Origin of the sequence: Halococcus sp. IIIV-5B (genome assembly GCF_003602035.1) — an archaeon.
Taxonomy (GTDB): Archaea; Halobacteriota; Halobacteria; order Halobacteriales; family Halococcaceae; genus Halococcus; species Halococcus salsus.
Map to the genome: position 1 here is coordinate 89,505 of NZ_QZWE01000013.1, position 7,026 is coordinate 96,530.

The window sequence follows — 7,026 nt, forward strand, 5'->3', positions numbered from 1 at the left end:
CGGTGATCGATAGCGTTTTTCGCCTCCCTACCCCGTCTCCGATGTGACCGAACTCCGGGGCGTACTGGTCGAGGTCGGCGACGGGACCACCGTCGAAACCCGGTACGGCGAGCGCGACCTCGCCGAACTCACCCTCCGACCGGACGGGGGTCGCGCCGACCCCGTGACGCTGACCTGCTGGGGGAAGTGGGCCGAAACCGCGGACCACGCCCGACCCGGAATGGACGTTTTGGCCGTCGACGTCGAGGAGAACGACTACGACGGCGACGGTGGGTACGCGACGACCGGCGACTCGCGGGTGGTGCTCCAGCCCGACTACCTCGTGAACGTCACCGACGTTCGCTCGTGGGTCCAGTGTCCCAGGTTGGAGTACCTCAACTCGATGTCGGGGATCCCCCTGAATTACCCGGTGGTGAAGGGGACCATCGTCCACGAGATCTTCTCCGACCTGCTTCGGGGAAGCGAGGTCGAGGCCTCGATCGACGACCGGGTCGAGGAGGCGGGCCTCGACCTCGGCCTCCTCGGGCGCGACCCCGAGGAAGTGCGCGCGGACGTCGCCGACCACGCCCGCGCGATCGACGGCTGGCTCCGCCAGGGCACGCTCGACGACGAGGACGAGTGGCGCTCCGAGCAGACACTCATCAGTGAACGGTACGGCCTGAAGGGTCGAGCCGACGCGGTCCGCCGGGGCGCGCCGGTCGAACTCAAGACGGGGAAGAACACCAAGAGCGAGCCCCGATTTCAGGACAAGATCCAGGTCGCTTGCTATGCGCTCCTATTGGGTGAACGCGGTCCGTCACCCGATACTGGCACCCTCATCTACACGAAGAACGCCGCACTCGACCGGAACGAGGAGGACGGCGACCTCTCGCCGGCGAAGGACTTCTCGCTCAACGACGGTTTACTCGGGTACGTCGTCCGCCAGCGCAACCAGCTCGTGTCGATGGCGCTCGAAAAAACTGTGCCGACGGGCTACGAGGCCAACGCGCGGTGTGAGTACTGCTTCGAGCAGGACACCTGCATGGTGGTCTCGGGCCGGCTCGACCAGGAGTCGAAGGCAGGGCAGATCGGGAGCGCGCTCCCCGCCGAGGAGCGCGCGTACTTCGCACGGTTTTACCGCGCCATCGAGGCCGAGCGCCGTGCCGTCCATCGAGAGTACGCGAAGCTCTGGACCCAGACCCCCGAGGAGCGCGCCGACGCCGACCGCGCGCTCATCGATCTCGAACCGCTCGGAAGAACCGAGGTCGACGACGGCTGGGAGCTCCGAGCGCGGTGTGACGACCCGGTCTCGAAGATCCGCGAGGGCGACGTGGTGCTCGCGAGCGACGGCGACCCGGTCTACGGCACCGCCGAGATGGGTCGGGTGCTCGAACTCGACGACGAGGTCGTGGTGAACACCGAGGAACCGGTCGACCTCCGGCGGCTCGACGTCTACCCCTCGGAGATGGGTGTCGACGGGATGCTGACGGCGCTCCACAACGCGGTGCTGGCCGGCGACCCGGACCGGAAGGACGTGCTCTTCGGGCGGCGCGAGCCCGAGTTCCGGGAAGTGGACGAGGAGTTCATCCCGAACAACAATTCCCAGGATCGGGCCGTGCGGCTCGCGGTCGGCGCGGAGGACTGTGCGCTGGTCCATGGCCCGCCGGGCACGGGCAAGACCTACACCATCGCGCGCACCATCCAGGCGCTGGTCGAGCGCGGGGACCGAGTACTCCTCTCGGGGTTCACGAACCGTGCGGTCGACAACGCCCTGGAGGCGCTCCGCGACCAGGGGTTCGAGGAGTTCGTTCGTGTCGGAACCGAACACGGCGTCCGTGCAGACATGCAGGGCTTCAGACTCGAAACCCGCGGCGACCCCGAGGCGCGAGCGCGGGAGCTGGAGGACGCACCCGTGGTAGCGGCGACGACCGCGAGCTGTGGCTCGCGGGTCATGCGCGAGGAGTCGTTCGACGTCGCGCTGGTCGACGAGGCGGGCCAGCTCACCGAACCCGCGACGCTCGCGGCGACCACGCTCGCCGACCGGTTCGTGCTCGTCGGGGACCACCAGCAGCTTCCCCCCGTGGTCCAGGCGGCGGATGCAGTCGACGAAGGCGATGTCGAGGTCGAGTCGACGACCGACCCGGCCGCCGCGCGGTCGGACGGCGGTATGACCGATGCAGCCGACCTCTCGCGGTCGCTGTTCGAGCGGCTGGTCGACGCCCATCCCGACGCGTCGGTACTGCTCGACACCCAGTATCGGATGGCCCAGCGGATCCAGGCCTTCCCGTCGAGCGAGTTCTACGACGGCGCGCTCCGACCCGCCTCGCCGGACGTGGCCGCTCAGCACCTCACGGACCTGCCGGGTGTGGACGGCGACGCGCTCCCCGACCACCTCCGCGACCGCGTGGCGTTCGTCGACCCCGGCGGGACGGCGCGGGGCAACACCAATCCCACGGAAGTCGAGGCGGTGGGCGAGACGGTCGATGATTTCGTCGCGGCGGGGCTCGCGCCCGACGACATCGGCGTCATCGCGCCGTTCCGCGCCCAGGCCGCGGCGATCCGCCGGCGGGTGCCCGACGTGACCGTGGACACCGTCGACCGATTTCAGGGCTCGGCGAAGGAGGTCATCGTCGTCTCGTTCGTCGCGACCGGCACGCTGGACTCGCCGGTCTTCGAGGACCCACGCCGGGTGAACGTCGCGCTCACGCGGGCGAAGAAGGCGCTCGTGCTCGTCGGCGACCGCACGGCGCTCACGTCCGACGAGCGCTACGCCCGGATGGTCGAGTGGGCCGACTGACCCGACCGGGGCGCACGACCGACCGGCTCGGCGTAACTATCGTACGATCTCCCCGACGGGATCACGTTTAAACGGACCGCCGGAAAACGAACGCTCGACATGCGACGACACGACCGTGTTCTCGCTCGAACGGGTGGACCACTCGCGCCCCCCACCTCGGCACGGAGGAACGCGTGACGAACGCGGGGAGCACACTGCTGGCGTGGAGTTACGAGTGACTGACTTATCGGCGATGGTGGCGACCACGAGACCCGACGGGTTCGTCGAGCAGCACCGGGGAGCTGACCGCACGGATGCGTAGCGAGCTCTTCGGGACGGTCCGCGACCTCCGCCAGTGGATCAGCGCGCTCTCGGCGGCCAAACGGCTCCTCGTCCTCCTCGGATCCGGTGGTATCGCGCTCGCCACACAGGGGATCGCGACGGCCGAAGAGCAGGAAGCCGTCGTCGTGGTCGTCGCTTCGGTGCTCTCGCTCGTCGCCGTGCTCGTCGCTCTCCACTCGGTCTACGCGCTCCTTCGGCCGTTCGTCAGCTCCGCCACGTCGGGCGACGCCGACGAGAACTGACCCGGCACACCGTCCGAAACGAAGGAGAGGGTACGACCTCGCCGTTTTCGCGTCGGTGGTTCCCCACGAGGGTGTACGCGTTCCGGCGTGACGACCGAACAGTTCCTCGTCCGACCCCGAACCGTCTCGTTACCGTTCGATGACCGTCCCGTCCGTCCCGACGGCGATATCCGACCCGTCCGACCCGCTCTGCCCGATGGTGACCCCAGACAGGTCGGCATCGACCGGAGCCTCGACCGTCTCCCAACCTCCGTCCACGAGTTCGACGACCGTCCCGGCGTCGCCCGCCGCGAGCCCCGACTCGCCAGCGAGGTCGATCGCCGAGAGCTCCGTTTCGGCGGCGTGCAACCGCGTCCAGACCGAACCGTCGTACCGGAACACCGCACCGTCGTCGCACGACACGACGACCGTCGACCCGGCCGCGTCGACCCCGGTGAAGGCGGCGTTCGCGTCGTCGATGCCGACCCGTTCGTAGCTTTCGCCGCCGTCGGTGGTCCCGTAGACGCCTTGGCTGGTATCACAGAGGTGGCCACGGTCGTCGTCCACGAACGAGACGGCCGAGATGCTCGACCCGCTGCCGGGTTTTTCGACCCCGCCCCACGAGACGCGGCCGTCGTCGTATCGCCCCCGGAGAAGTTCGCCGGAGCCGTTCACGAGGTGGACCCGTTCGTCGCCCGCCGTCCCCGTGACCGCGACGTCGGTCCAGGTGCTCGTCCGGTCCTCCGGCGCGGAGTGGTCGGTGAGTTCGCCATCCCTGTAGCGCCCGAGCACGCCGCTGTCGCCCGCGAACCAGACCGCTCCGCCGTCGGCGGTCGCATCGACGCCCCGGAGCGGGTTTCCGTTCGCCGTCGGACCGCCCTCGACCGCGATCGCCCAGCCGTCGTCCTCCCGAGCGAGGACGACCCCGTTCTCCCCGACCGCGTACGCGCCGTCGGCGGTCGCGACCACGTCGAGCAACGACTCCTCGGTCGGTGCGTTCGCCGTCTTCCAGCCGGGTTCGACGTCGGGAGCCGTTTCGTCTTCGTCGGTCGGTTCGTCCTCGTCCTCCGACTCCGATTCCGACTCGTCGTCGGCTCCCGTGGTCTCGGATCCGCGTTCGTTCGTCGGTCCGGCCGTCGCCGCCGATCCCACGTCGTTGGAGCCGACGTCCGCTTTCGTTTCCCGGTCGTGGTCGTCGCCGTCCAGCCTCTGTTCTCGCTGGGAGACTCTGGATTCCGCGGCATCGGAACTCCGGTTGTCTCGTCGGTCTCCCTCGCCACGTCCCGAACCCCGTCCATCGTTGGACTCACCGCCTTCGCCGACGACCGACGGCACCCGCTCGCCCTCGCCGGTGAAGTAGAGGAACACCGGCGGGAGAACGTAGACCGCGATCGCGACCAGAACGAACCATCGAACACCCGTGAAACTCGCGATCCCGATCAGTGCCGTCAGCGCTGCCGCGCTCGCCGCGTGAACACCCGATTTGGCGTACTCGCGGTAGTACGCGAAGAAGCCCCGGCGTTCGCTCTCGGCGGCTGTCATTGCCCGTTGTGCACGACTGAGGCCCATGAGCCTTCGGCTTGAGCACGACGCCGGCGAGCAACGCTTTTGCCCGCCCCGTCCCCCGATTCGTCATGCGCGTAACCTTTCTCGGGACGGGAGCCGCGATGCCGAGCGGCCGGCGATCCCAGACCGGACTCCTCCTCGATGCCGACGACGATTCGCTCCTCGTCGACTGCGGCAGCGGCGTGCTGAACGCGCTCGCGCGAACCGAGACGGGGTACGAGGGCGTCTCGACGGTCCTCCTGACCCACCACCACCTCGACCACGTCGCGGACCTCCTCCCGCTGGTGAAGGCCCGGTGGCTCGCGGGTGCGGAGCATCTCGAAATCGTCGGGCCGCAGGGCACGAAGGAGCTGATCGACGGTCTCCTCGACGTCCACGAGTACCTCGACGGCCGGATCGACCTCCGGGTTCGCGAGGTCGTCGCGGAGTCGTTCTCGCTCGCGGGGTTCGACGTCGACGCCCGCGAGACCCGTCACTCGATGTACTGTCTCGCCTACCGCTTCACCCACGACGACGGGCCGGCGTTCACCTTCAGCGCCGACAGCGAGGCGTTCGCGGGGCTGGCGAACTTCGCCGACGGCTCGGCCGTGCTGGCCCACGACTGCTCGTTCCCCGACGACGTCGACGTCTCGAATCACCCCACGCCGAGCCAGCTGGGCGAGACGCTCGCCGGATCGGGGGTCGAGGTCGGGCGGCTCTACCTCACCCACCTCTACCCCCACACCGAGGGCCGCCACGAGGAGATGTTGGAGTCCATCGGGGCGCACTACGATGGCGACGTCCGGTTCGCCCGCGACGGTCTCGCAGTCGAGGTCGAGTGACCGGTCACGGCTCCGCTCGGCCACCGATCCGATTCGTCAGTTCTCGTGCGTGACTTCGCGGATGGTCGCGACCTCGTCCTCGTCGTAGCCGATCAGTCGGACGTCGGCGAGCGACGTAGGTTCGTACTCGGCGATCACCTCGCCGATGATCCGCGCTCCTTCACGGAGGTCGAAGCCCGCGATCCCACAGCCGAGCGCCGGGAGCACGAGCGAGGTACACCCGAGTTCGTCGGCGCGTTCGAGGCTGTTTCGGGTCGCGTCGCGGATGCTCTCGGCGGTCGCGCGCCCGCCTTGCGGCATCGCGGCGGCGTGGATCACCCACTCGGCGTCGAGGTCGTAGGCGTCGGTGACCGCTACTCCGCCGAGATCCACTGGTCCTTTCGAAACCGCCTCGTCGTCGATGCCCGTACCGGCCCCGCGCCGGAGCGCGCCCGCGACGCCCGACCCCATCGCCAGCCCCGTGTTGGCGGCGTTGACGAGCGCGTCGGCCTGCTGGGCCGCGATGTCACCCTGGACGACGTCGAAGTTCATACTCACCGTTGACCGTCCCGGTGCAAAAATCCGCGCCGGTCAGGGTGCGCTTCGATGGCGGTGAACGAGGTAGCCAACGATGGCGATGGGGACCCCGAAGACCATGAGGTACGGCGCGGCGTACGCGAGCCCGACGACGAGCGCCCGGATCGCGGTGACCACGCCCTCCATCGACGAGACAAGCGCGCTGACCACCCCGACGTCGTACCACTGCTCTGGGGGTGCGCTCGGGCTGGATTCGGCGTACGTCACCGTGATCGTCGAGTAGGCGACCCGGTCGTTGAGCGAGGCCAGCCGGCCTTCGAGCCGTTCGATCCGCGACTGCACGGTCGAGAGGCGTTTCTGGACCGCGAGGGTCGCCTCGGTGTCGCTGGCGTTGTCGTAGAGCGCGCGGAGCCGGTCGCGCTGGGCGCGCGAGTTGTTGAGCCGGGCTCGGAGGTCGACTAGCTTTCCGGAGACGTCGGTACTGTTGCTGTTCGCGTTCTCCACTGAGCCGACCGCCTTAACCCGCGAGAACAGCGCCGAGAAGTTTCGACTGGGAACGCGGAGCACGAGCTCGCCGCGGGTGACGTTCTCGCTGGATTCGACGTAGGTGCTCTCGCTCGACGCGCTGACGTAGCCACCGGCCGCCCGAGTCGCCCGCGTCAGGTTCCGCTGGGCCGCGCTGAAGTTCTCGACCCCGAGCTGGACGCGGCCGGTCTTGATGATCGCCTGTGGGGCTTGGCGCGCGCGTTGAGCTTCGCCCGCTCCACCGCCGCCGGCGCTGGCACCCCCGCCACCCATCCCGGCG

The 7,026-nt window shown here is 69.1% G+C and carries 6 protein-coding genes; 3 read left to right on the top strand and 3 right to left on the bottom strand.

Going from position 1 to position 7,026, the window contains the following annotated elements; all coding sequences use genetic code 11:
* Nucleotides 1–43 precede the first annotated feature (43 nt).
* Both D3261_RS10700 and D3261_RS10705 read left to right on the top strand, forming a co-directional pair.
* Entirely contained in the window at nucleotides 44–2,776 is a 2,733-nt protein-coding gene (locus tag D3261_RS10700) for an AAA domain-containing protein (protein WP_120072209.1), read from the top strand.
* 293 nt (nucleotides 2,777–3,069) lie between these two features.
* The gene (locus tag D3261_RS10705; RefSeq protein ID WP_120072210.1) at nucleotides 3,070–3,339 is read left to right on the top strand and encodes a hypothetical protein; all 270 of its coding nucleotides are present in this window, start codon (nucleotides 3,070–3,072) and stop codon (nucleotides 3,337–3,339) included.
* 129 nt (nucleotides 3,340–3,468) lie between these two features.
* On the opposite strand, the gene D3261_RS10710 is transcribed toward D3261_RS10705, so the two are convergent.
* Nucleotides 3,469–4,860: a hypothetical protein gene (locus D3261_RS10710; protein ID WP_120072212.1), complete on the bottom strand. Its 1,392-nt coding sequence runs from the start codon at nucleotides 4,858–4,860 to the stop codon at nucleotides 3,469–3,471.
* Nucleotides 4,861–4,952: 92 nt separating this feature from the next.
* Between D3261_RS10710 and D3261_RS10715 the strand changes: the two genes are divergently transcribed.
* Nucleotides 4,953–5,705 carry an MBL fold metallo-hydrolase gene (locus D3261_RS10715; protein WP_120072213.1) on the top strand — a complete coding sequence of 251 codons (753 nt, stop codon included), beginning with the start codon at nucleotides 4,953–4,955 and terminating at the stop codon, nucleotides 5,703–5,705.
* A gap of 36 nt (nucleotides 5,706–5,741) precedes the next feature.
* Here the strand turns inward: D3261_RS10715 and D3261_RS10720 are convergent, their stop codons facing one another.
* A complete protein-coding gene (locus D3261_RS10720) occupies nucleotides 5,742–6,236 on the bottom strand; it encodes a macro domain-containing protein (RefSeq protein ID WP_120072215.1) in 495 nt (164 codons plus the stop codon).
* A 39-nt stretch (nucleotides 6,237–6,275) separates the two neighbouring features.
* The coding region (locus D3261_RS10725; RefSeq protein WP_147464967.1) for a DUF4349 domain-containing protein at nucleotides 6,276–7,026 on the bottom strand (751 nt) is incomplete at its 5' end.

What these genes read in the sequence shown, in the direction of transcription:
- D3261_RS10705 (WP_120072210.1), top strand. Translation starts at nt 3,070, where the DNA reads ATGCGTAGCGAGCTCTTCGGGACGGTCCGCGACCTCCGCCAGTGGATC.
- D3261_RS10710 (WP_120072212.1), bottom strand. Translation starts at nt 4,860, where the DNA reads ATGACAGCCGCCGAGAGCGAACGCCGGGGCTTCTTCGCGTACTACCGC.
- D3261_RS10720 (WP_120072215.1), bottom strand. Translation starts at nt 6,236, where the DNA reads ATGAACTTCGACGTCGTCCAGGGTGACATCGCGGCCCAGCAGGCCGAC.
- D3261_RS10715 (WP_120072213.1), top strand. Translation starts at nt 4,953, where the DNA reads ATGCGCGTAACCTTTCTCGGGACGGGAGCCGCGATGCCGAGCGGCCGG.